At 71.1% G+C, this 23,297-nt stretch carries 15 protein-coding genes; 2 read left to right on the top strand and 13 right to left on the bottom strand.

What is annotated here, in order from left to right; all coding sequences use genetic code 11:
• Positions 1 to 45 precede the first annotated feature (45 nt).
• From ACHBTE_RS23645 to ACHBTE_RS23610, 8 genes are all read right to left on the bottom strand, one after another.
• Positions 46 to 1,134 carry a hypothetical protein gene (locus ACHBTE_RS23645; RefSeq protein WP_394726048.1) on the bottom strand — a complete coding sequence of 363 codons (1,089 nt, stop codon included), beginning with the start codon at positions 1,132 to 1,134 and terminating at the stop codon, positions 46 to 48.
• Positions 1,131 to 2,387, bottom strand: coding sequence for a protein phosphatase 2C domain-containing protein (locus tag ACHBTE_RS23640; protein ID WP_394726047.1), 1,257 nt, complete (start codon positions 2,385 to 2,387; stop codon positions 1,131 to 1,133). The genes ACHBTE_RS23645 and ACHBTE_RS23640 overlap by 4 nt, the downstream gene beginning before the upstream one ends.
• A gap of 159 nt (positions 2,388 to 2,546) precedes the next feature.
• Positions 2,547 to 4,127, bottom strand: a complete 1,581-nt coding sequence (locus ACHBTE_RS23635; RefSeq protein WP_394726046.1) for a lysine N(6)-hydroxylase/L-ornithine N(5)-oxygenase family protein — start codon at positions 4,125 to 4,127, stop codon at positions 2,547 to 2,549.
• The gene (locus ACHBTE_RS23630) at positions 4,124 to 5,617 is read right to left on the bottom strand and encodes a pyridoxal phosphate-dependent decarboxylase family protein (protein WP_394726045.1); all 1,494 of its coding nucleotides are present in this window, start codon (positions 5,615 to 5,617) and stop codon (positions 4,124 to 4,126) included. Before ACHBTE_RS23630 ends, ACHBTE_RS23635 begins: the two co-directional genes overlap by 4 nt.
• A 240-nt stretch (positions 5,618 to 5,857) precedes the next feature.
• Positions 5,858 to 8,365 carry an aminopeptidase N gene (gene pepN / locus ACHBTE_RS23625; protein WP_394726044.1) on the bottom strand — a complete coding sequence of 836 codons (2,508 nt, stop codon included), beginning with the start codon at positions 8,363 to 8,365 and terminating at the stop codon, positions 5,858 to 5,860.
• Between the two features lie 56 nt (positions 8,366 to 8,421).
• On the bottom strand, positions 8,422 to 8,979 hold the full coding sequence (locus ACHBTE_RS23620) for a two-component system response regulator (protein ID WP_394726043.1): 558 nt from the start codon (positions 8,977 to 8,979) through the stop codon (positions 8,422 to 8,424).
• A 141-nt stretch (positions 8,980 to 9,120) separates the two neighbouring features.
• Positions 9,121 to 9,471 carry a chorismate mutase gene (locus ACHBTE_RS23615; RefSeq protein ID WP_394726042.1) on the bottom strand — a complete coding sequence of 117 codons (351 nt, stop codon included), beginning with the start codon at positions 9,469 to 9,471 and terminating at the stop codon, positions 9,121 to 9,123.
• A gap of 26 nt (positions 9,472 to 9,497) precedes the next feature.
• Positions 9,498 to 10,385: a helix-turn-helix domain-containing protein gene (locus ACHBTE_RS23610; RefSeq protein WP_394726079.1), complete on the bottom strand. Its 888-nt coding sequence runs from the start codon at positions 10,383 to 10,385 to the stop codon at positions 9,498 to 9,500.
• A 204-nt stretch (positions 10,386 to 10,589) separates the two neighbouring features.
• Between ACHBTE_RS23610 and ACHBTE_RS23605 the strand changes: the two genes are divergently transcribed.
• Positions 10,590 to 12,365 (top strand): beta-galactosidase family protein, encoded by a 1,776-nt coding sequence (locus ACHBTE_RS23605; RefSeq protein ID WP_394726041.1) that lies wholly within the window; start codon positions 10,590 to 10,592, stop codon positions 12,363 to 12,365.
• Between the two features lie 55 nt (positions 12,366 to 12,420).
• Here the strand turns inward: ACHBTE_RS23605 and ACHBTE_RS23600 are convergent, their stop codons facing one another.
• Complete coding sequence (locus ACHBTE_RS23600) at positions 12,421 to 13,218, bottom strand: S1 family peptidase (RefSeq protein ID WP_394726040.1); 798 nt, start codon at positions 13,216 to 13,218, stop codon at positions 12,421 to 12,423.
• A gap of 162 nt (positions 13,219 to 13,380) precedes the next feature.
• Between ACHBTE_RS23600 and ACHBTE_RS23595 the strand changes: the two genes are divergently transcribed.
• On the top strand, positions 13,381 to 14,274 hold the full coding sequence (locus tag ACHBTE_RS23595; protein WP_394726039.1) for a hypothetical protein: 894 nt from the start codon (positions 13,381 to 13,383) through the stop codon (positions 14,272 to 14,274).
• 84 nt (positions 14,275 to 14,358) lie between these two features.
• On the opposite strand, the gene ACHBTE_RS23590 is transcribed toward ACHBTE_RS23595, so the two are convergent.
• The 4 genes from ACHBTE_RS23590 to gltB form a co-directional block, all read right to left on the bottom strand.
• On the bottom strand, positions 14,359 to 16,005 hold the full coding sequence (locus ACHBTE_RS23590) for a cytochrome bc complex cytochrome b subunit (protein ID WP_394726038.1): 1,647 nt from the start codon (positions 16,003 to 16,005) through the stop codon (positions 14,359 to 14,361).
• A 108-nt stretch (positions 16,006 to 16,113) separates the two neighbouring features.
• On the bottom strand, positions 16,114 to 16,836 hold the full coding sequence (locus ACHBTE_RS23585; RefSeq protein ID WP_394726037.1) for a vWA domain-containing protein: 723 nt from the start codon (positions 16,834 to 16,836) through the stop codon (positions 16,114 to 16,116).
• Positions 16,837 to 17,035: 199 nt separating this feature from the next.
• Positions 17,036 to 18,496 (bottom strand): glutamate synthase subunit beta, encoded by a 1,461-nt coding sequence (locus ACHBTE_RS23580; RefSeq protein WP_394726036.1) that lies wholly within the window; start codon positions 18,494 to 18,496, stop codon positions 17,036 to 17,038.
• A complete protein-coding gene (gene gltB, locus ACHBTE_RS23575) occupies positions 18,489 to 23,087 on the bottom strand; it encodes a glutamate synthase large subunit (RefSeq protein WP_394726078.1) in 4,599 nt (1,532 codons plus the stop codon). Before gltB ends, ACHBTE_RS23580 begins: the two co-directional genes overlap by 8 nt.
• Between the last annotated feature and the right edge of the window lie 210 nt (positions 23,088 to 23,297).

Raw genomic sequence — 23,297 nt, 5'->3', positions numbered from 1 at the left:
GGAACGGGAAATTCGGCCGGGCAGGCGCTCGGTCGGGGTCCTGTCTCAGTTCGCCGCGATGATCACGATCACGAGGACGACGAGGAACAGGGCCGCCAGGGCCCAGGCCGCCTGGTACTGCGGGGCCGGGGTCTGCGCCGGGGGCCGGGTCGGTGTGTCCACCACGCGGGTGGTGCTGTTGGGGGTGTCGAAGGGCTGCTTCGCGGTCGTGCGCCGGGCGGCGGGCCGGGCGGGCAGCGGGGATCGGGCGACGGGTGAGCGGACCACCGGTCCGTCGTTCAGTGCGGCGAGCAGCGCCGAACTGCGGGGCCGGCTCCGGCGGTTCTGGGCCCACAGCATGTCGAGCAGCAGGTCGGCGACGCCGGCCGGGACGCCGTCCGGGGGGTCGGCGAGGGTGTGGAGCACTTCGGCGAGGTTGCGGGTGCCGGTCAGGCAGCGTGCGGTGAGCAGGGCGACCCGGTAGCGGTCGGTGCTCAGGTCCGCGGGCGTGTCGGGCCGTGCCAGCGGGTCCTCCCAGCCGGGCTGGTGGACGTCGGTGCCGGTGCCCTGGGCGCAGCCGTCCATGTCGATGAGGTAGACGGAGTGGTCGGCGGGGTTCCAGAAGGCGTTGGCGTAGTTCCAGTCGGCGTAGACGAGCCTGCGTTCCTCCAGTGCGGCGGCGATGCCGACGAGGCTGCGGCAGGCGGTGAGCCGCTGCGCGGGGGTCGGCGGGGTGCCGTTCCTGGCGAACCGCTCGTTCGGGCGGGCCAGGGTGTCGATCTCACGGAAGCCGCCGCCGGGCAGCCGGAAGGCGTCCGGTGCCATGGGGATGAGGCAGCCGACGGTGGCGGAGGTGTGGTCGGTGACGCGGGCGACAGGCCAGGAGGTGCGGGCCAGCAGGACTTCGAGGGACGGGCGTCCGGCGGCTGTGTCGGAGCGGCCGAAGGTGACGAGCCGGTCGAGCCGGTCGGCCTCGGTGTCGTCCAGTGGCCTTTTGTAGCACTTGAACAGCAGGTCGGATCCGGTGCGGGGGCCGCGGACGCGGGTCACCGCGGAGCTTTGGCCGTTGTTCGTGGCGATCTGTTCGCCGAGGTCGCCCAGCGCGGTCAGCGGGGTGACCGGTGGCAGGGCCCACTTCGACGGGCTGGCGGTCACGACGGCCATCCGTCGGGTCCGGCGAACGGTTCGCCCGCCGGGTCGGCGCCCGGCCCCTGAGGTCCGCCGGTGTTCGTCGCGAGCGGCGTGGTGTGGGGGGCGGGGTCGATCCACACAGTGATCGACGTGCGGTCGTCCAGGAAGCGTTCGGCGTCGAAGCCGACGTCGTTGAGGTAGGCGGCGACGGGCAGCGGTTGCCGCCAGCGGCCGGCCAGGTAGGTGTTGAGGTCGTCGATGGTGGCGAGGCCATCGCCGAGCCCGTCGGTGACGAGCGAGATCACGTCTCCGGGGCGCAGGGTGAGCCGGGTCTCGGTGGCCGCGTGCGGGTCGGCGGGGAGGGTGTGGGCGACGGCGTTGGAGTCGTAGCCGGGCGTGGCGCCCTTGCGGTCACCGGCGGCGTACTGCCAGCGCTTGTCGTCGAGCCGCCACAGGGAGGCGTCGCCGAGCCAGGCCGCCCACATGGTGCGCTCGCCGAACTCGTGGTCGGGGCGGGTGGGGATGAGGGCGACGAGGAGGACCGCGCAGACGTCGGCGGCTTCCAGTCCGCGTCGGGCGGCTTCGCGGAGCATGGCGGTGGCGGCTTCGTCGAAGAGTTCGGTCGGGGACAGCGGCGCCGCGTTCGCGTCGTCGAGGCGGCGGCGCAGGTGGTTGACGGCCGTGCCGGCCGCCACTGCGGCGCCGAGTTCGGCGTGCGCACTGCTGGAGACGCCGTCGGCGACGGCCAGGAGCAGGTGCCGGCCGGACGCGTCCCGTGCGATCCGGTAGGCGTCCTGGCGGGCGGTGGCGGGCTCCTGGCAGCGGTGTCCGGGGCCGACGAGTGAGGCGGCCCGGACGGCGAGGTCGCCGAGTTGCGCCTCGTCGGCCGCGACCCCGGAGACAGCCGGCCGCGGCGGCAGCAGCCAGGGGAAACGCTGGGCCTTGGAGCCGCCTCCGAAGCAGGGCACGGGCGTCGGGGCCGGTGCCCGGGAGGTGAGCGCGAGGCCGGTTGTGGGTGCCGGGCGGGCGCTGGGCGGCAGGCGGTACTGCCCTTCCGGTACCGGGGAAGGCGCCGGCGTGACCGGTGCGGCGGCCACGGCCGGTTCCAGGCCGCGGTCCGCCATGGCCAGGGCCGTGAACAGTAATCCGGTGGCCAGCAGGACCAGTAAATCGATCACCAAGCGAAAGAAATGATCGTCCGCCGGGAAATAGATCACGAGGAACATGCCCCCGAAAATCCCCATCGCCCAGACCAGACGCCCCCGTTGCAGCGACATGCGGCGACGCTATCAGCGCTTCCGGGTATATGAGAGGCACATGGAGTTTTCCGATGGTCCTTTTTATATCGAACAGATTTTCCGTTGGATATATGCAGGACGGCGCACGGAGAAATAGGCGCCGCCCTGCATGTGTATCGGCCATTCTTACGGGTTCCGCTAACGCCCCTCGACCAGTGGCGTGAGTACCAGTGGGCGGCGGGCGCGCGGGATCTGCGGCTGTGCCGCCAGGCCGAAGCTGGTGAAGGCGGTTCGGGTGGGGAGGGCGTAGGTCTCCTTGCCGGTGATGGAGTTGAGGATGCTGGCGCTGCGCCAGGCGGCGAGGCCGAGGTCGGGGGTGCCGATGCCGTGGGTGTGGCGTTCGGCGTTCTGGACGTGGACGTGGCAGCCGGCTCCGCTCACGGAGGGGTCCATGACGAGGCGGTACTGGTCGTCGATGCGGGGGCGTTCCTGGCTGTCGCGGCGCAGGTAGGGGTCGAGGCCGGCGAGGAGGCGGTCCAGGGGGCGTTCGCGGTAGCCGGTGGCGAGGACGACCGCGTCGGTGGTCAGCCGGGAGCGGGTGTTCTGGTGGATGTGCTCGAGGTGAAGTTCGATCTTGGTGGTGGCGATCCGGCCGCCGGTGCGGACGTTGACGCCGGGGGTGAGGACGGTGTCGGGCCAGCCGCCGTTCAGGGTGCGGCGGTAGAGCTCGTCGTGGATGGCGGCGAGGGTGCCGGCGTCGATGCCTTTGTGGAGTTGCCACTGGGAGGCGACGAGCTGGTCGCGTACGGGCTCGGCGAGGGCGTGGAAGTAGCGGGTGTAGTCGGGGGTGAAGTGCTCCAGGCCGAGCTTGGAGTACTCCATGGGTGCGAACGCTTCGGTGCGGCCGAGCCAGTGGAGGCGCTCGCGTCCGGCGGGGCGGCGGCGGAGCAGGTCGAGGAAGACTTCGGCGCCGGACTGTCCTGAGCCGATGACGGTGATGTGCTCGGCGGCGAGGAGGGTCTCGCGGTGGTCGAGGTAGTCGGCGGCGTGGATGACGGGGACGGTGGGCGCCTCGACGAGGGGCCCCAGCGCGTCGGGGACGTGGGGTTCGGTGCCGATGCCCAGGACGATGTTCTTGGTGTGGGTGCGGCCGAGGGCCGTGGCCTCTCCGTCCGGGTCGAGCTGGGTGAAGTCGACCTCGAAGACGTCGCGTTCGGGGTTGAAGCGGACGGCGTCGACCTGGTGGCCGAAGCGTAGTTGGGGGAGCTGCTCGCAGACCCAGCGGCAGTAGGCGTCGTACTCGGCGCGCTGGATGTGGAAGCGCTCGGCGAAGTAGAAGGGGAAGAGCCGGTCGCGGGTCTTGAGGTAGTTGAGGAAGGACCAGGGGCTGGCGGGGTCGGCGAGTGTCACCAGGTCGGCGAGGAAGGGGACCTGGATGCGTGCGCCGTCGATCATCAGGCCGGGGTGCCAGACGAAGGAGGGGCGCTGTTCGTAGAAGACGGCGTCGAGTCCGGCGAGGGGGTGGGCGAGGGCGGCGAGGGAGAGGTTGAAGGGGCCGATGCCGATGCCGACCAGGTCGCGGGGGGCGTCGGGGTCGGGGGGTGCGGGGTTGCCGGCGGGCGTGGGGCTGGAGTGGTCGGCGGGCGTGGGGTCGAGGTGTGCGGGGTGGGCGTGGGCGCCCTCGTGCGGGCCTGTGGGCGCGTCGGCGTCGGGGCCGGCGTGGGCTGCGGTGCGGGGGCCGGTCCGAGGGCCGGTGCGGGGGTTGTGCTGGGGGCTCATCCGGGGGTGTTTCCTTCCACCAGTTTCAGGAGGGCGGCCAGGTCGTCCGGGCGGGTGCGGGGGTTGAGGAGCGTGGCCTTGAGCCACAGGCGCCCGTCTGTCCGGGCCCGGCCGAGGACGGCGCGGCCGTCGGTGAGGAGCTTGCGGCGTACGGCGGCGACGGCCTCGTCGGTGGCGTGTGCGGGCCGGAACAGGACGGTGCTGAGGGCGGGCGGGCCGTGCAGTTCGAACCCCGGGTGGGCGTGGACGAGGGCGGCGAACTCCCGCGCGCTGTCGCAGACCTGTTCGACGAGCCGGCCGAGGCCGCCGCGGCCGAGGGTGCGCAGGGTGACGGCGATCTTGAGGGCGTCGGGGCGGCGGCTGGTGCGCAGGGAGCGGCCGAGCAGGTCGGGCAGGCCCGCGTCGGTGTCGTCGTCGGCGTTGAGGTAGTCGGCGCGGTGGTGGAGCACGGCGAGGTCGCCCGTGTCCCGGACGGCGAGGAGGCCGGCGGCGACGGGCTGCCAGCCGAACTTGTGCAGGTCGAGGGCGACGGTGTCGGCGGCGTCGAGCCCGGTGAGCCGGTCGCGGTACCGGTCGCTGAACAGCAGGCCCCCGCCGTAGGCGGCGTCGATGTGGAGTCGGGCCCCGTGGGCGGAGCACAGGGCCACGATGTCCGGGAGGGGGTCGATGAGTCCGGCGTCGGTGGTGCCCGCGGTGGCGGCGACCATGACGGAGCCCCGTGGCCCGGCCAGCTGCGCGAGGGCCTCGTCGAGGGCGACGGGGTCGAGCAGACCGGCCGGGGCGGGCACGACGACGGGTTCGGGCATACCGAGCAGCCAGGCGGCCCGGGACAGCGAGTGATGCGCGTTCGCCCCATGAACGAGCCGGACCCCGCCCCCGTGGGCCTCCCGGGCGAGCAGCAGGGCGAGTTGGTTGGACTCGGTACCGCCGGTGGTGACCAGCGCGGCGGGACGGTGCTGCACGGCCCCGCTCCTCGGCTTACTCCCCTGCCCGGCCCCAGTCCCTCTCCCCGGCCCACTCCCCTGCCCGCCCCCCGTCCCTCCCCCCGGCCGCGCCCCCTCCCCCCACTCGCCCCGGAAAACCTCCCGTGCGAGCGTGTCCGTCACCAGGGTTTCCAGTTCTGCGGCGCTCGGGGCCTGGTCCCAGGAGTCGAGGGAGGGGTTGAGGGCGGTGGCGGCGAGGTCGGCGGCGGTGGCGAGGGCCAGGGGCGGGCAGTGGAGGTGGGCGGTGCACAGGGGGTCCGCGGGGTCGGCTGCGCCTTCGGCGAGGGCCCGTACCAGGCGGTGCAGGGCGTCGGGGTCGCCCTGGTCCGGCAGGACCTCCCCGACGGCGTCCCACATCCGTGCGGCGACCTTGTCCGGGCCGCCCGCCGGCAGCGGGCCTGAGCGTGCCCGGGTGCCCTCGTCCAGCGCGTCGAGCACGGTGTCGAGCAACGGCCGTAGAGCGTGCGGGCCCTCGGGGCCTGAAGCGAGCGACGGCGGTGTGCTCATCGTGTCCTCCCGGGCGCTGGGCAAGAAGGACTTCCAGCTTGTACCCGGATGGGGGGTGGCGCCCGAAAAGCCCAATGATCGGAACCCGAAAGGGGGAACTCGCGTGCGGGGAAAGCGTGTCGGGGGCGGACCGGCGGGAGTCTCGCAGTAGAGGAGCCGGGCGAGGCTGGGGCGGGCGCGGACGGAGGTAGGGCGCCCACCGGCGACTGCCGGGGGCGCCCTACGTCGTCGTGCCCGGACCTATCGGCCGTCCCGCACGCGCAACGCCCGTGTCAGGTCGTCGAGTTGGTCGACGAGTTTGCGGCGCAGTGCCGGGATCGGCTCGCCGTCGGCGAGGCACTCCTCACCCAGTCGCAGGGTTTCGGCGTCGACGGCGTGCGCGGGGAAGGCGTAGCGGCCGGCGGCGTCGGCGATGGCGGGGCCGCGGCGGGCTGCGACCAAGACCGCGTCCTGGTAGTAGCGGGGCACGTACTGCCGTACCAGGTCGGCCTGTTCGGGTTGCCAGAAGCCCTGGGCGGTGGCGGTGAAGAGGTAGTTCGACAGGTCGGTGGTCTCGTCCGTGGCGAACATGGCGTCCCATGCCTTCGCCTTGGCCTCCTCGTCGGGGAGTGCGGCCCGGCAGCGGGCGGCTCCTTCCTGGCCGGTGGCGCTCGGGTCGCGCTCCAGTTCGGCGGCGATCGCGGCCTCGTCGACGGCGCCGAGGACGGCGAGCCGGCCCAGGACGCGCCAGCGCAGCTCGGGGTCGAGTTCGGGTCCGCCGGGCACGGTGCCGTCGGCGAGCCAGGCGGCGATGGTGTCCGGGTGGGCTGCGACGTCGATGAAGTGCCGTACGGCGATCAGCCGAAGACCGGGGTTGTCGCCGTCCTCGGTGCGGCGGATGAGGTCCCGGCACAGGGCGGACAGCGTGGCCAGCGCGGCGGGCCGCTCATCGGCGGGGAGGTAGCGGTCGGTGATCTGGGCCGCGGCGAACGCGAGGACGCCCTGGACGATGGCGAGGTCTCTCTCGTGCGGCAGATGGGCGCGGGCGGCCTCCAGGTAGGCGCCTGCGGCCAGTTCGCCGTCGCGGACGGCGTCGCGCAGCGCGTTCCAGACGACCGCGCGGGTCAGCGGTTCGGGCAGCCCGGACAGGCAGGTGCGGACGGTCTCGAAGGACTCGGCGTCGAAGCGGACCTTGGCGTAGGTCAGGTCGCCGTCGTTGAGCAGCAGCAGTGCGGGGCGTTTGCCGATGGGCTGCGGGGTGGTGAGGGGTACGTCGAGGCCGAGGCGTTCGCGCAGGACGAGGTGGCCCGCGTCGCCGCCGAGGTCCAGGTCGTAGAGCCCGACGTTGATGCGGTGCGGGCGGCTGCCGGCGCGGTCGACGCTCAGTGTGTGGGTGCCGTTGTCGCCGCGGGTGACGGCCGGGGTGAGGGTGTCGACGCCGGTGGTGCGCAGCCAGGCGTCGGCCCAGGCGTGGACGTCGCGTTCGGTGGACGAGGCGAGGGAGTCGATGAAGTCGGCGAGGCTGGCGTTGGCGAACTTGTGCCGGGTGAAATGGGTGTTGATGCCGGCGAGGAAGTCCTTCTCGCCGAGCCAGGCGACGAGCTGGCGCAGTGCCGAGGCGCCCTTGGCGTAGGAGATGCCGTCGAAGTTGAGCAGTGCCGAGGCGGTGTCGTCGACGGCTTCGGGGGCGACGGGGTGGGTGGAGGGGCGCTGGTCGGCGTCGTAGCCCCAGGCTTTGCGGGCGACGCCGAAGTCGGTCCAGGTGTCGTTGAAGCGGGTGGCTTCGGCGCAGGTCTGGTAGCCCATGTACTCGGCGAAGGACTCGTTGAGCCAGATGTCGTCCCACCAGCGCAGGGTGACGAGGTCGCCGAACCACATGTGGGCCATCTCGTGGGCGATGACCATGGCGCGGGTCTGGCGCTCGGTGTCGGTGACGGCGGAGCGGTAGACGAACTCGTCCCGGAAGGTGACGAGTCCGGGGTTCTCCATGGCGCCCGCGTTGAACTCGGGGACGAATGCCTGGTCGTAGGAGTCGAACGGGTAGGGCTCGTCGAACTTCTCGTGGAAGCGGTCGAAGCACTGCCGGGTGACGTCGAGGAGTTCGTCGGCGTCCGCGTCGAGGTAGGGGGCCAGGGAGCGGCGGCAGTGGATGCCGAAGGGCAGGCCGCGGTGTTCGGTGCGTACGGAGTGCCAGGGGCCGGCGGCGAGCGCGACGAGGTAGGTGGAGATCAGCGGGGTGGCCGCGGCCTGCCAGCGGCCGTCGCCCTGCTGTTCGGTGATGCCGTTGGCGAGGACGGTCCAGCCCTCGGGGGCCTTGACGGACAGGTCGAAGACGGCTTTGAGGTCGGGCTGGTCGAAGGCGGCGAAGACGCGCTGGACGTCGTCCATGAACATCTGGGTGTAGACGTAGGTCTCGCCGTCGCTGGGGTCGGTGAAGCGGTGCATGCCCTCGCCGGTGCGGGAGTAGCGCATGGCGGCGTCGACGCGCAGTTCGTGCTCGCCGGGAGTGAGGTTCTTCAGGGGCAGCCGGTTGCCGTCCAGGGTCTGCGGGTCGAGGGGCTGTCCGTCCAGCGTGACGGAGCGCAGTTCGGCCGGCTTGATCTCGACGAAGGTGTCCGTGTCGGTGCGGTCCGCGCGCGTGGTGAACCTGATGACGGTGCGGGAGTCGAAGGTCTCGTCACCGGTGGTCAGGTCGAGTTCGATCGTGTACCGGTGGACGTCGAGGAGCTGGGCACGGATCTGCGCTTCGTCGCGCGTGAGTACGGACATGCAGGACATGCTGCCTGATGGCGTGGACGGCGCACAGGGGTGGATCAGTACGTACGTTATGTCCGGTCCGGGGTCGACGTCTGCGCGGGGCTGTCGCGTTGGGGAGGGCAGCGGACGTCGGGGTGGGGGCGGGGCTGGGGGCGGGCGAGGGGCGGGGCGGGTCTGCGGGCCCGGGGTTCGTCCTTGACCAGGGCGCGCAGTTCGCGGACCTCCTGCTCCAGAGCGCGGTGGCGCTGGTGGGCGTCGTACAGGTAGCGGACCTTGGTGCGCAGCGCCCAGGGGTCGGTGGGCTTCATGACGAGGTCGGCGACGCCGAGTCGGAAGGCGGCGGAGGTGAGCTCGTGGTCGGCGCCGAATCCGGTGAGCAGGATGACGGGTATGTGCTGGGTCTGTTCCAGGCGCCGCATGTAGCGCACGACGTCCAGTCCGCTGACGCCGGGCATGCGCACGTCCAGGAGCAGGAGGCCGACCTGTCCCCGGAGCACCTGCTTGAGTGCCTCCTCGCCGCTGGTGGCGCGGGCGAGCCGGTAGCCGAGCGGGGTCAGGGCGCTCTCCAGCGCGTACAGGGTGTCCTCGTGGTCGTCGACGATGAGGATCTTGGCATCCGACGGCATGGCCCGACGTCCCTCCCGCGTGGACATCCGGAGTATGTCCGGGGGCGCTGACGGGGAGTGCGTGTCAGCTGACATGGAGTGCACAGCGCAGCATGCCCGGCACGGGCCGCCGTGTCACTCCCTCGGGAGGGGCTGTCCGGTTCAGTTCGCCGTGGGCGCAGCGCCGTTGACGGCGTCCTCGGCGATGCTCTCGTGGTGCCTGATCACCTCGGCGATGATGAAGCCGAGGAATTTCTCGGCGAAGGCCGGGTCGAGCTTGGCGTTCTCGGCGAGGGTGCGCAGCCGCGCGATCTGCCGGGCCTCGCGGGCCGGGTCGGCGGGCGGCAGCTGGTGTTCGGCCTTGAGGTGGCCGACCTGCTGGGTGCACTTGAAACGTTCGGCGAGCATGTGGACGACGGCCGCGTCGATGTTGTCGATGCTGTCGCGCAGCCGGGCGAGCTCGTCACGGACGGCGGGGTCGACGTCGCCGCCGGACGTGTTGCTGGTGGTCATGGGGGTTCACCCTACGGGAGGCGTCGTCAGGTGATCGTCGGCTCGATGACGGGCGGATCGTCGGGGTCGGGGACCTCGTCGCTCCAGCCGCCGGGCACGGTACGGCTCTGCTGGGCGCGGAAGCGGACGGGGGCCATGCCGACCCGGCGGGTGAACAGGCGGGAGAAGTAGGCGGGGTCGTCGTAGCCGACCCGGCGGGCGACGGCGGCGACGGGGAGTTCGGTGGCGGCGAGGAGTTCCTTGGCGCGGCCGAGGCGGATGCCGAGCAGGTAGTCCTTGGGGCTGCATCCGGCGCCGCGCCGTACGGCGGTGCGCAGTTCGGCGACGGTCATGCGGTGCCGGGCGGCGTGGTCGGCGACCGTCAGCGGCAGGCAGGCGTCCCGGGCGAGGGCCTTGAGGACCTGCTCGCCGCCGGGGGCGAGGTCGGCGCGGGCCCGGCGCAGGGCGACGAGGAGCTCGTGGACGGCGGCGCCGGTCTCCACCTCCAGCAGGGGGTTGTCGCGGCGCGCGGCGCGGGCCATGCGCCGGATGACGGCACGGGGGCCGGAGGCGTCGGAGAGGGGCACTACGGGGCGGTCGGGCTCGATGTAGCCGAGTTCGGTGTACGAGGCGGTGGCGGGCCCGGTGAAGTCGACGAAGCCCTCGTCCCAGCCGGTGCCGGGGTCGGGCGCGTAGTGGTGCGGGACGCCGGGTGTGAGCCACAGCAGCGCGGGCGCGGTGACGGGCGTGCGGCGCCCGTCGGGGTCGGCGTACCAGCCGGTGCCGCTGCTGATCACTACGGCGACGTGATGGTCCAGGACTCTCGGGCCGACGGTGGGCAGAGCGCCGTACTGGAGGCCGACGCCGAGGCAGACCAGGCCGAGGCGGTGATGGGCGGGTCCGGGCGTGAAGAACCGCATCCAGGTGCGATACATCGGCGCGGCCACCTCCCTTCCACCGCGTTCCGGCCCGATCGCGCGGGGTTCGGCCATTTTTGTCCGTCTGTCGGGTCCGTCCGTCTGTCCGGTCCGTCCGTCCCGGCCCGGTCTCGGGGCCTGCTCCTCCCGGTCCGGTCCGTCCAACCAGCGCCGATATTTGTCCATGGACCCCGCTCGGCGCCAGAGCTGAGGGTGGGGCGTATGAGCGAGTTCGTGGTGGGGGACGAAGACTTTCTGCTGGACGGCCGGCCCGTGCGGCTGCTGTCCGGTGCGCTGCACTACCCCCGGGTGCATGAGTCCCAGTGGGGGCACCGGCTGGCGATGCTGCGGGCGATGGGTCTCAACTGTGTGGAGACCTACGTGCCGTGGAACCTGCACGAGCCGAGGCGGGGGCACAGCCGGGACGTGGGGGCGCTCGGACGGTTCCTGGACGCGGCCCGGGAGGCGGGGCTGTGGGCGATCGTGCGGCCGGGGCCGTACGTCTGCGCCGAGTGGGAGAACGGCGGGCTGCCGTACTGGCTGACGGCCGAGGTGGGGGCACGCGTGCGTACCCGTGACGAGCGCTATCTGGGGTATGTGGCGAGCTGGCTGCTGCGCCGACTGCGGCACGAGATCGTGCCCCGGCAGATCGACCGGGGCGGCCCGGTGATCATGGTGCAGGTGGAGAACGAGTACGGCAGCTACGGCTCGGACGCGGAGTATCTGCGCCGGCTGGCGGACCTGCTGCGGGAAAGCGGCGTCACGGTCCCGCTGTTCACCTCGGACGGCCCCGAGGACCACATGCTCTCCGGCGGCTCGGTGCCGGGGATCCTCGCGACGGTGAACTTCGGCTCCCACGCGCGTGAGGCGTTCGAGACGCTGCGCCGGCACCGGCCCGACGGTCCGCTGATGTGCATGGAGTTCTGGTGCGGCTGGTTCGACCACTGGGGCGGCGAGCATGTCGTGCGGGATCCCGGAGACGCGGCGGCGGCCCTGCGGGAGATCCTGGAGTGCGGGGCCTCGGTCAACCTGTACATGGCGCACGGCGGCACGAGCTTCGCCGGATGGGCGGGCGCCAACCGGGGCGGCGCGCTGCACGAGGGGCCGCTGCAGCCCGATGTGACGTCGTACGACTACGACGCCCCGATCGACGAGTACGGCCGCCCGACCGGCAAGTTCTGGGCCTTCCGTGAGGTCCTCGCCGAGTACGCCGACGGCCCGCTGCCCGAAGTCCCGCCCGCCCCGGCACCGTTGGGCGCGGCGGCCGAGGCGGCCCTGACCGACTGGGCGCCCCTGGCCGCCGTACTGGACGCGCTGGGTGATCCGGAGATCTCCGGCCCCGTCCCGCCCACCTTCGAGGAGCTGGGCGTCGAGCGTGGCCTGGTGCGCTACGAGGTGACGGTGCCGGGGCCGCGGCGGCCGTATCCGCTGAGCGTGCGCGGGCTGCGGGACCTGGCCGTGGTGTACGTCGACGGGGAGCGGGCGGGGGTGCTCACCGAGGACGAGGCGTGTCTGAAGGAGCCGGTCGCCGGGCACGCGCGCGTGGAGCTGTGGGTGGAGTCGCTGGGGAGGGTCAATTACGGGCCGCGCCTGGGTGAGCCCAAGGGCATCACCGGGGGTGTCCTGCACGAGCGGCAGTATCTGCACGGCGTACGCGCGCGTGGGCTGCGGCTGGAGGCGCTGGACGACGTGGCGGCGGTCCGGGCGGTGCCGGGGCGGGAGCCGGCCGAGGACGGTGCCCCGGGGCTGTACCGGGGCACCGTCGTGGTGCGGGGCGCCGGTGACGCCCGTCTGGAACTGCCGGGCGGTACCCGCGGGTTCGCGTGGATCAACGGCTTCTGTCTCGGCCGCTACTGGTCCGCGGGTCCGCAGCGCTCGCTGTACGTCCCGGGGCCCGTGCTGCGGGAGGGAGTCAACGAGGTGTGGGTGCTGGAATTGCAGGAGACGGCCCGGTGCGGGGCCGGCGAAGCCGGTGCCCCCGTCCTCCGGGCCGTCTGAACGCACCCCTGGTGCGGCGCTCGCCCGTAAGGGCGCTCACCTACGAGGCGCTCGCCTACAGGGCGCTCGCCGCGCGGGCTATGTCCTTCGCGAAGTGGCTCACCTCGGTGTAGACGCCGGGCACGCCGGTGCGGGCGCAACCGTCGCCCCAGCTGACTATGCCGACCTGGATCCACTTGTTCGCGTCGTCCTTGCGGAACATGGGTCCGCCGGAGTCGCCCTGGCAGGTGTCGACGCCGCCGCGCTGCCAGCCGGCGCACAGTTCCTCCTTCGACACCAGCCGGTTGCCGTAGTGGCGCTTGCAGGTGCGGTCGGCGACGAAGGGAACGGCGGCCTTGCGGAGCTTGGTCGTGCCCGTGCCCGCCCCCTCCTGCGTGTCGCCCCATCCGGCGATGGTGAACATGCCGCGGTTGTAGCGGTCCGTGGTGGCGATCTTCAGCGTCGGCTTGTCGATCGGCCGGGCGAGCTTGATCAGCGCCCAGTCCTTGCCGGTGCCGTCGTACCCCGGGGCCAGCTTGACCTTGGTCGACTTGACCTTGATCGCGGAGGAGGAGTTCAGGTCGTTGACGCCGGCGGTGACCGTGATGCTGGTGTTGTTGCCGGAGCCGGGCAGGCAGTGCGCGGCGGTGAGGACGACGTCCTTCTTGTAGAGCGCCCCGCCGCAGCCCATCGAGAGATGGACCATGAACGGGAACTCGTTCTGCGCGGCGGGCGTTCCACCGACGACACGGGTGGACGCGGCGTTCGCGCTGAGGGGCTGGAGGGAGGCGACCGCGAGCGCGACCGCGCCGACGGCAGCCGCTCTGACGGCCAGGGTCTTGCCGCTTCTCTTCGGCAGGCTGTGTGTCAACATACGTCCTTTCATGGCGTGTTGAGCGGCCCGCAGTATGAAGATCAGGTGGCATGTCTGGCAAGGACGGATCTCACGTTCCGAATGTGGAACCTCGCCGGGGAATTTCCCCTCACATCCCCGTAGAGTGGAATCGGGGGTTCAAGGCGTCTTGGGGGTACGGACGTGGCGAACGGCGGACCGGTCCAGCACGGATTCCCGCACCTCGAGACGGTGCGGGCCTCGATCACCGCGCTCTACCGGCGGCTGTCGTGGGACACCGTCCGGACGTTCGAGACCAGCGTGGCGCCTGCCGACGTGGCCTTCTGCGACACGGACGAGCTGTATCTGGGCGCGCAGCGGGTGGCTCACGAGCTGGTGCGGCACTATCGCCTGCCGGACGCCCGGCTGATCGTGAGTTTCCGGGAGATGACGCATGCGGCGAACGTCGAACTCGCCGCCGGACCCGAGTACTTCGTCGAGCTGAACGACCGCTTCCGCACCCATCGCCGGGACATCGGCGCGGCGCTCGCGCACGAGGTGATGCATGTGTATCTGCACCGCCTGGGCCTATCGTTCCCCGGCACCCGGGACAATGAGATCCTCACGGACACGGCGACGACGTATCTGGGCGCGGGCTGGCTGCTGCTCGACGCCTACCGGGAGGACGCGGCGTCCTCGCAGAAGCTGGGGTATCTGACGCCGGAGGAGTTCGGCTACGTCCTGGCCAAGCGGGCGCTGGTCTTCGCCGAGGATCCGTCGGTGTGGTTCACCAGTGCGCAGGCGTACACGGCGTACGGGAAGGGCATGGCCGAGGCCCGCCGGGACGCGGAGCAGCCCCCGCTGACGGCGGCAGGCTGGGCGGGCCGGCGCCGCTACGCCCGCGACCGCCGCCACGCCCAGGACCACGGCACCGGCCCGCACCCTGGGGCGCCGTACGCCTTCGTCCCGGACGGGCGGGGCCCGCTGCGGGTGTCGTTCCCCTGTCCGACCTGTCAGCAGCGGATCCGGGTGCCGGTGCGGGGGCGGGTCAGGGCGCGGTGCGGGTTGTGCCGGACGGTGCTGGAGTGCGACACATAGCCGACATAGCCGGGGCATCTGGACGGGACGCCTGGGCGGAGCACCTGGGCGGGGGCGCACCATGGGGGGCCGGTGGCCACGGGGTCAGTGGTGGTCGCCGCTCGTGAGTTCGCGGTACTCCTGCTCCGTCGGCTTGGGGATGTGCGCCGCCGAGCCGAACATCGCCCGCGCCAGCCTGGCCCGCACCCGCTGGGACGCCTTGATCCGGCGCCGGACGCCGTTCGCGTCGACCTCGGGGCCGGTCTCGTACGGCGGTGGCTGTTCGTGCTGGGTGAGGGTGAACAGCTGCGCCTGCGAGAGCTGCTCGTGCACCTCGATGTACTCGCCCTGTGGCAGCCGTTTGATGACGCCCGTCTCCCTGCCGTGCAGCACCTTGTCGTGGTCGCGGCGCTGGAGCCCGAGGCAGATGCGCTTGGTCACCATGAAGGTGACGACCGGCACGACGAAGACCGCGATCCGTACGAACCAGGTGATCACGTTGATGGACAGATGCAGATGGGTGGCCACGATGTCGTTGCCGCCGCCGATCAGCAGCACCGTGTAGAGGCTGAGCCAGGCGGCGCCGAGGCCGGTGCGCACAGGCATGTTGCGCGGCCGGTCCAGGATGTGGTGCTCCCGTTTGTCACCGGTGATCCATGCCTCGATGAAGGGGTACAGGCCGAGCGCGAGCAGGATCAGCGGGAAGAGCGAGAAGGGGATGAAGACGCCCAGTTCCAGGGTGTGGCCCCAGGCGTTGAGCTCCCATCCCGGCATCACCCGGATCAGTCCCTCGGAGAAGCCGAGATACCAGTCGGGTTGGGCGCCCGTGGTCACCAGGTCCGGCCGGTAGGGGCCGAACGCCCATACCGGGTTGATGCTGGCGATGCCGCCCATGAGGGCCAGCACACCGAAGACGAGGAAGAAGAAGCCGCCCGCCTTGGCCATGTACACCGGCAGGAAGGGCATGCCGACGACCGTCTTCTGGTCGCGGCCGGGGCCCGGGTACTGGGTGTGCTTGTGGTAGAAGACCAGGATCAGATGGGCGACGACCAGGCCCAGCATGATCCCGGGCAGCAGCAGGATGTGGATCGGGTACAGCCGGGCGATGAAGTCCTCGCCGGGGAACTCCCCGCCGAAGAGGAAGAACGCCACGTACGTCCCGATGATCGGGATCGACAGGATCGCGCCGTGGGCGAACCTGAGGCCGGTGCCGGAGAGCAGGTCGTCGGGGAGGGAGTAGCCGGTCAGTCCGGTGATGATGCCGAGCATCAGCAGGGTCCAGCCGAACACCCAGTTCATCTCGCGGGGCTTGCGGAAGGCGCCGGTGAAGAACACCCGCATCATGTGCACCAGCATGCCGGTGACGAAGACCAGTGCCGCCCAGTGGTGGATCTGCCGGATGAGCAGCCCGCCGCGCACGTCGAAGCTGATGTCGAGGGTGGACTCGTACGCCCGCGTCATCAGGACGCCGTTGAGGGGCTCGTAGGTGCCGTTGTAGACGACCTCGTTGGTGCTCGGGTCGAAGAACAGGGTGAGGTAGACACCGGTCAGGATCAGGACGAGGAAGCTGTAGAGGCAGACCTCGCCCAGCATGAAGGACCAGTGGTCCGGAAAGACCTTGCGCATGTTGGCCTTGGCGAGCGCGTACAGGCCGAGCCGCCCGTCGGCCCAGTCGGCCACCTTCTCGCCCCCGCCGGGCGGCGCGGAGCGCCGTGCTGCCGTGGCCTCGTTCTCCGATCGTGCGCCGTGCATACGTCGTCGCCTCCCCGCCGGATCAACCACAGGGTGACATGCCGGTACCCCGTCGGCCAACGGGGCGAGCACTGGGGTGAGCTCCCGGCGCGGGCCCGAGGGCGGGCGCTACGGCCGTACGATGCCCTGTGCCCGGGCCGCCACCAGCCACTTCGGGAACTCGCCGAGGAGGCGGTCGTACAACTCGGCGTCGGGCATCTTCCGTGGCTGCGGTCCGGCGTGGAAGAACCCGGCGTTGTCGACGGCCCGCTTGTCCGGCACGGACAGCTCGTCGAGCCCCCGCAGATACTCGAACTGCCGGCTGTCCGGATCGCCGAACCCGATGAACTGCCAGAACAGTGGCAGCCGGGCCGCCTTGCACAGATACCGCTCGGCGGCGAGCTTGTTGATCGGGCCGCCGTCCGTCTGGAACACGACGAGGGCGGGCTCGCGCGCGCCGCTGTCGAGGTAGTGGTCGATGACCGCGTCCATGGCCAGGTGGTAGCTGGTCCTGCCCATGTGCCCGAGCCCGGCCACGATCCGCTCGATGCGGCCCTGGTGGTCGGCCAGCGCGATCTCGGTCTCGGCGTCGACGTCGGTGGAGAAGAACACCACGGGCACGATCCCGTCGTCGTCGAAGTGCGCCGACAGCCCGAGCACCCGGTCGGCGAGCGCCTGCACGCTGCCGTCCTTGTAGTACGGCTTCATCGAACCGGAGTAGTCGACCACCAGATAGACGGCCGCCCGCACCCCGTCCAGCCCGTTCTTGCTGAGCGACACCCCGGCGCTCTGGTACAGGCCGGCCAGCGCGGGCGCGGTCTCCTCGATCTTGCTGAGACTGATCGCGGCCATACGGCTCCCCCTCACGCGACGCAACGGATGCCGAGATTACGTCACGCGCTCAGGTGGCGTCGCACACCGGTCTGGCCGGCGTCGGGCGGCGCGGTGAAAAGGCGACGGCGCCTGCCCAGTCGTCCGGTCGGGGACTGTGGGCAGACGCCGTCTGTGTTCCGCACGCCGTTGTACGGGACGTTCTCGGTGATCCTCCGGATCAGACCATCAGGGCGCGGTCCGTCGGGCGGATCGGGGCCGGCAGGTCGCTGGCGCCGGTCAGGAAGCGGTCGCAGCCGCGGGCGGCCGAGCGGCCCTCCGCGATCGCCCACACGATGAGCGACTGGCCGCGGCCCGCGTCACCGGCGACGAACACGCCCGGCACGTTCGTCTGGAAGTCGGCGTCGCGGGCGATGTTGCCGCGTTCGTCGAGCTCCAGGGCGAACTGCTCGACCAGGCCGTTCTCCCGGTCGGTGCCGGTGAAGCCCATCGCCAGCGTGACCAGCTGGGCGGGGATCTTGCGCTCCGTGCCCGGCTTCGGGGTCAGCTTACCGTCGATGAACTCGACCTCGGTCAGGTGCAGCCACTGGACGTTGCCGTCCTCATCGCCCTCGAAGTGGGTGGTCGAGACCGAGTACACGCGCTCGCCGCCCTCCTCGTGCGCGGAGGTGACCTTGTACAGCATCGGGAAGGTCGGCCACGGCTGGTGCGGCGCACGGTCCTCGCCCGGGCGGGGCATGATCTCCAGCTGGGTGACGGAGGCCGCGCCCTGGCGGTGGGCGGTGCCCACGCAGTCGGCGCCGGTGTCGCCGCCGCCGATGACGACGACGTGCTTGCCCTCGGCCGAGATCGGCGTGGTGACGTAGTCGCCCTCCTGCACCTTGTTGGCCAGGGGCAGGTACTCCATCGCCTGGTAGATGCCCTTGAGCTCGCGGCCGGGGACCGGGAGGTCACGGGCGGTCGTGGCACCGGCGGCGATGACGATCGCGTCGTACCGCTTCTTCAGGTCGGTCGCCTTGAGGTCACGGCCGATCTCGATGCCGGTACGGAAGCGGGTGCCCTCCGCGCGCATCTGCTCGATACGGCGGTTGATGTGCCGCTTCTCCATCTTGAACTCGGGGATGCCGTAGCGCAGCAGGCCGCCGACGCGGTCCGCGCGCTCGTACACCGCCACGGTGTGGCCGGCCCGGGTCAGCTGCTGCGCGGCGGCCAGGCCCGCGGGGCCCGAGCCGATGACGGCGACCGTCTTGCCGGACAGGCGCTCGGGCGCCTGCGGGGCGACGTCACCGGTCTCCCACGCCTTGTCGATGATCGAGACCTCGACGTTCTTGATGGTGACGGCGGGCTGGTTGATGCCCAGCACACACGCCGACTCGCACGGGGCGGGGCACAGCCGGCCCGTGAACTCCGGGAAGTTGTTCGTCGCGTGCAGGCGCTCGGAGGCCGCCGCCCAGTCCTCGCGGTAGGCGTAGTCGTTCCACTCGGGGATCAGGTTCCCCAGCGGGCAGCCGTTGTGGCAGAACGGGATACCGCAGTCCATGCAGCGGCTGGCCTGCTTGCTGATGATCGGCAGCAGGGAGCCGGGGACGTAGACCTCGTTCCAGTCCTTCTTGCGCTCCTCTACGGGGCGGGACCTGGCGACCTCGCGGCCGTGGTTCAAAAAGCCCTTGGGATCAGCCATTGGTCGCCGCCTCCATCATCTTCTCGGTGATCTCGGTCTCGGAGAGACCGGCTCGCTCGGCGGCGTCCTTGGCGGCGAGCACTGCCTTGTACGTGCTGGGGATGATCTTGCTGAAGCGGTCCACGGCGGTGTCCCACTCGGCGAGCAGCTTCTCGGCGACCGTGGAGCCTGTCTCCTCCGCGTGGCGGCGCACGACGTCGTGCAGCCACTGCTTGTCGGCCTCGTCCAGCGCCTCCACGGCGCCGGCGTTGCCGACGTTGACGTTGTCGACGTCGAGGTCGATGACGTAGGCGATGCCGCCGGACATGCCGGCCGCGAAGTTGCGGCCGGTCTCGCCGAGGACCACCGCGTGACCGCCGGTCATGTACTCGCAGCCGTGGTCGCCCACGCCCTCGGAGACGACCAGGGCACCGGAGTTGCGGACACAGAACCGCTCGCCGGTACGACCGCGCAGGAACAGCTCGCCGCCGGTCGCGCCGTAGGCGATGGTGTTGCCGGCGATCGTCGAGAACTCGGCGAGGTGGTCGGCGCCCCGGTCGGGACGGACGATCACCCGGCCGCCGGAGAGGCCCTTGCCGACGTAGTCGTTGGCGTCGCCCTCCAGGCGCAGCGTGACACCGCGCGGCAGGAAGGCGCCGAAGGACTGGCCGGCGGAGCCGGTGAAGGTGATGTCGATGGTGTCGTCGGGCAGGCCCGCGCCGCCGAACTTCTTCGTCACCTCGTGGCCGAGCATGGTGCCGACCGTGCGGTTGATGTTGCGGACCTTGACCTGGGCGCGCACCGGCTGGGCGTCGGTCGCGGAGTCCGCGGCGAGGGCGTCGGCGGCGAGCTTGATGAGCTCGTTGTCGAGCGCCTTCGCCAGGCCGTGGTCCTGCTCGGTCAGCTGGTGGCGCACCGCGCCCTCGGGCAGCTCGGGCACGTGGAACAGCGGCTCCAGGTCCAGGCCCTGGGCCTTCCAGTGCTTGACCGCGCGGGTCACGTCGAGGGCCTCGGCGTGGCCGACGGCCTCCTCGATGGAGCGGAAGCCGAGCTCGGCGAGGATCTCGCGGACCTCTTCGGCGATGAACTGGAAGAAGTTCACGACGTACTCGGCCTTGCCGGAGAACCGGTCCCTGAGGGTCGGGTTCTGGGTGGCGATGCCGACCGGGCAGGTGTCCAGGTGGCAGACGCGCATCATGACGCAGCCGGAGACGACGAGGGGCGCGGTCGCGAAACCGAACTCCTCGGCGCCGAGCAGCGCGGCGATGACGACGTCGCGGCCGGTCTTCAGCTGGCCGTCGGTCTGCACGACGATGCGGTCGCGCAGGCCGTTGAGCAGCAGGGTCTGCTGGGTCTCGGCGAGGCCGAGCTCCCAGGGGCCGCCCGCGTGCTTCAGCGAGGTGAGCGGCGAGGCGCCGGTGCCGCCGTCGTGACCGGAGATGAGCACGACGTCCGCGTGTGCCTTGGAGACACCCGCGGCGACGGTGCCGACGCCGACCTCGGAGACCAGCTTCACGTGGATGCGGGCCTGCGGGTTGGCGTTCTTGAGGTCGTGGATCAGCTGAGCCAGGTCCTCGATGGAGTAGATGTCGTGGTGCGGCGGCGGGGAGATCAGACCGACACCCGGGGTCGAGTGCCGGGTCTTGGCGACCCACGGGTAGACCTTGTGGCCGGGCAGCTGGCCGCCCTCGCCGGGCTTGGCGCCCTGGGCCATCTTGATCTGGATGTCGTCCGCGTTGACCAGGTACTCGCTCGTCACGCCGAAGCGGCCGGACGCGACCTGCTTGATGCTGGACCGGCGCGCGGGGTCGTACAGGCGCTCCGGGTCCTCGCCGCCCTCACCGGTGTTGGACTTGCCGCCCAGCTGGTTCATGGCGATGGCGAGGGTCTCGTGCGCCTCCTTGGAGATGGAGCCGTACGACATGGCGCCGGTGGAGAAGCGCTTGACGATCTCGCTGGCCGGCTCGACCTCGTCGATGGAGATCGGCTGACGGCCCTCGGACTTGAAGCCGAACAGGCCGCGCAGCGTCATCAGACGCTCGGACTGCTCGTTCACGCGCTCGGTGTACTTCTTGAAGATGTCGTAGCGGCCGGTGCGCGTGGAGTGCTGGAGGCGGAAGACCGTGTCCGGGTCGAACAGGTGCGGCTCGCCCTCGCGGCGCCACTGGTACTCGCCGCCTATCTCCAGGGCGCGGTGGGCGGGCGCGATGCCGCTGGCCGGGTACGCCTTGGCGTGGCGGGCGGCGACTTCCTTGGCGATGACGTCGATGCCGACGCCGCCGATCTTGGTGGCGGTGCCGTTGAAGTACTTCTCGACGAAGGCCTGGTCGAGACCGACGGCCTCGAAGACCTGGGCGCCGCGGTAGGAGGCGACGGTCGAGATGCCCATCTTGGACATGACCTTCAGGACGCCCTTGCCGAGGGCGTAGATCAGGTTGCGGATGGCCTTCTCGGCGTCCATGCCGGGCAGGAAGGTGCCGGCGCGGACCAGGTCCTCGACGGACTCCATCGCCAGGTACGGGTTGACGGCGGCGGCGCCGAAGCCGATCAGCAGGGCGACGTGGTGGACCTCGCGGACGTCACCGGCCTCGACCAGCAGGCCCACGTGGGTGCGCTGCTTGGTGCGGATGAGGTGATGGTGGACGGCCGCGGTGAGCAGCAGCGACGGGATCGGCGCGTGCTCGGCGTCGGAGTGGCGGTCCGACAGGACGATCAGACGGGCGCCGTTCTCGATGGCGGCGTCGGCCTCGGCGCACATCTCCTCGATGCGCGCGGCGAGGGCGTCACCGCCGCCGGAGACCCGGTACAGGCCGGAGAGGGTCGCGGCCTTCATGCCGGGCATGTCGCCGTCGGCGTTGATGTGGATGAGCTTGGCCAGCTCGTCGTTGTCGATCACCGGGAAGGGCAGGGTGACCGAGCGGCAGGAGGCGGCCGTCGGCTCCAGCAGGTTGCCCTGCGGGCCGAGGGAGGAGTTCAGCGAGGTGACGAGCTCTTCCCGGATGGCGTCCAGCGGCGGGTTGGTGACCTGCGCGAACAGCTGGGTGAAGTAGTCGAAGAGCAGCCGCGGACGCTCGCTCAGCGCGGCGATCGGCGAGTCGGTGCCCATCGAACCGATCGGCTCGGCACCGGCCTTGGCCATCGGCGCGAGGATGACGCGCAGCTCCTCCTCGGTGTAGCCGAAGGTCTGCTGGCGGCGGGTGACCGAGGCGTGCGTGTGCACGATGTGCTCGCGCTCGGGCAGGTCGGACAGCTCGATCTCGCCGGCTTCCAGCCACTCGGCGTACGGCTTCTCCGCCGCGAGCTGGGCCTTGATCTCGTCGTCCTCGATGATGCGGTGCTCGGCGGTGTCGACGAGGAACATGCGGCCGGGCTGGAGGCGGCCCTTGCGGACGACCTTGGCGGGGTCGATGTCGAGGACGCCGACCTCGGAGCCGAGGACGACGAGGCCGTCGTCGGTGACCCAGTAGCGGCCGGGGCGCAGGCCGTTGCGGTCGAGCACGGCGCCGACCTGGGTGCCGTCGGTGAAGGTGACACAGGCCGGGCCGTCCCAGGGCTCCATCATCGTGGAGTGGAACTGGTAGAAGGCGCGCCGGGCCGGGTCCATGGAGTCGTGGTTCTCCCACGCCTCCGGGATCATCATCAGCACGGAGTGCGGCAGGGAACGGCCGCCGAGGTGCAGCAGTTCGAGGACCTCGTCGAAGGAGGCGGAGTCGGAGGCGTCCGGCGTGCAGACCGGGAAGATCCGCTCCAGCTTGTCCTGCGGGCCGAACAGGTCGGAGGCCAGCTGCGACTCACGGGCGCGCATCCAGTTGCGGTTGCCCTTGACGGTGTTGATCTCACCGTTGTGCGCGACGAAGCGGTACGGGTGGGCGAGCGGCCAGCTCGGGAAGGTGTTCGTCGAGAACCGGGAGTGCACGAGCGCGATCGCGGAGGCGAAGCGGCGGTCGGACAGGTCCGGGAAGAAGGGCTCCAGCTGGCCGGTGGTCAGCATGCCCTTGTAGACGATGGTGCGGGCCGACAGCGACGGGAAGTAGACGTCGACCTCGCGCTCGGCGCGCTTGCGCAGCACGAACGCCTTGCGGTCGAGGGCCAGGTCGGTGCTGGTGCCGTCGGCCACGAAGATCTGGCGGAAGGCCGGCATGGTCGAGCGGGCGGTGGCGCCGAGCAGTTCCGGCGCGACCGGGACCTCGCGCCAGCCGAGGACGGTCAGGCCCTCCTCGTCGGCGATCGTCTCGATCCGCGAGACGGCTTCCGCCGTCCCCTCCTCCGGCAGGAAGGCGATGCCGACGGCGTACGCACCGGCCGCGGGCAGCTCGAATCCGGCCACCTCGCGCAGGAACGCGTCCGGCACCTGGGAGAGGATGCCCGCGCCGTCACCCGAGTCGGGCTCGGAGCCGGTGGCACCGCGGTGTTCGAGGTTGCGCAGAACGGTCAGCGCCTGCTCGACCAGCGCGTGGCTCGCCTCGCCGGTGAGGGTGGCCACGAAGCCGACGCCGCAGGCGTCGTGCTCGTTGCGGGGGTCGTACATACCCTGCGCAGCAGGGCGAGCATCCATGAACGACCAGTTCTGGCCATTCGCGGAATGCTGGGACGGCTGGCGCGGCGTACGCATCGGCTCTCCCGTCGTCGTCATGTGGCATGTGCAAGTGCCGAGGGACGACGTTGGCCCTCTGCGTGATCGCAAAATTTCGTGCAGGTTACATGATGGAACGGTTCTCGGGAACCGGGATACTCAGTTCCAACATGTGGACACCATGGGGTTGCGGCATGGGTTCCGCACACATGGCTCGAAGTATGTGGGGATCGATCGAGACAGGTCCAT

The organism is Streptomyces sp. M41 (assembly GCF_043673425.1).
In the GTDB taxonomy this organism is placed as follows: Bacteria; Actinomycetota; Actinomycetes; order Streptomycetales; family Streptomycetaceae; genus Streptomyces.
Note: the sequence above shows the minus strand (reverse complement) of the source record. Positions and strands in the feature narration are given on the sequence as shown.

Excerpts from the sequence above, each read along its gene's own strand:
- ACHBTE_RS23580 (WP_394726036.1), bottom strand. The coding sequence starts at position 18,496 with ATGGCTGATCCCAAGGGCTTTTTGAACCACGGCCGCGAGGTCGCCAGG.
- gltB (WP_394726078.1), bottom strand. The coding sequence starts at position 23,087 with ATGCGTACGCCGCGCCAGCCGTCCCAGCATTCCGCGAATGGCCAGAAC.
- ACHBTE_RS23640 (WP_394726047.1), bottom strand. The coding sequence starts at position 2,387 with ATGTCGCTGCAACGGGGGCGTCTGGTCTGGGCGATGGGGATTTTCGGG.
- pepN (WP_394726044.1), bottom strand. The coding sequence starts at position 8,365 with ATGTCCGTACTCACGCGCGACGAAGCGCAGATCCGTGCCCAGCTCCTC.
- ACHBTE_RS23635 (WP_394726046.1), bottom strand. The coding sequence starts at position 4,127 with ATGAGCCCCCAGCACAACCCCCGCACCGGCCCTCGGACCGGCCCCCGC.
- ACHBTE_RS23590 (WP_394726038.1), bottom strand. The coding sequence starts at position 16,005 with ATGCACGGCGCACGATCGGAGAACGAGGCCACGGCAGCACGGCGCTCC.
- ACHBTE_RS23620 (WP_394726043.1), bottom strand. The coding sequence starts at position 8,979 with ATGCCGTCGGATGCCAAGATCCTCATCGTCGACGACCACGAGGACACC.
- ACHBTE_RS23585 (WP_394726037.1), bottom strand. The coding sequence starts at position 16,836 with ATGGCCGCGATCAGTCTCAGCAAGATCGAGGAGACCGCGCCCGCGCTG.
- ACHBTE_RS23610 (WP_394726079.1), bottom strand. The coding sequence starts at position 10,385 with ATGTATCGCACCTGGATGCGGTTCTTCACGCCCGGACCCGCCCATCAC.
- ACHBTE_RS23615 (WP_394726042.1), bottom strand. The coding sequence starts at position 9,471 with ATGACCACCAGCAACACGTCCGGCGGCGACGTCGACCCCGCCGTCCGT.
- ACHBTE_RS23630 (WP_394726045.1), bottom strand. The coding sequence starts at position 5,617 with ATGAGCACACCGCCGTCGCTCGCTTCAGGCCCCGAGGGCCCGCACGCT.
- ACHBTE_RS23605 (WP_394726041.1), top strand. The coding sequence starts at position 10,590 with ATGAGCGAGTTCGTGGTGGGGGACGAAGACTTTCTGCTGGACGGCCGG.
- ACHBTE_RS23600 (WP_394726040.1), bottom strand. The coding sequence starts at position 13,218 with ATGTTGACACACAGCCTGCCGAAGAGAAGCGGCAAGACCCTGGCCGTC.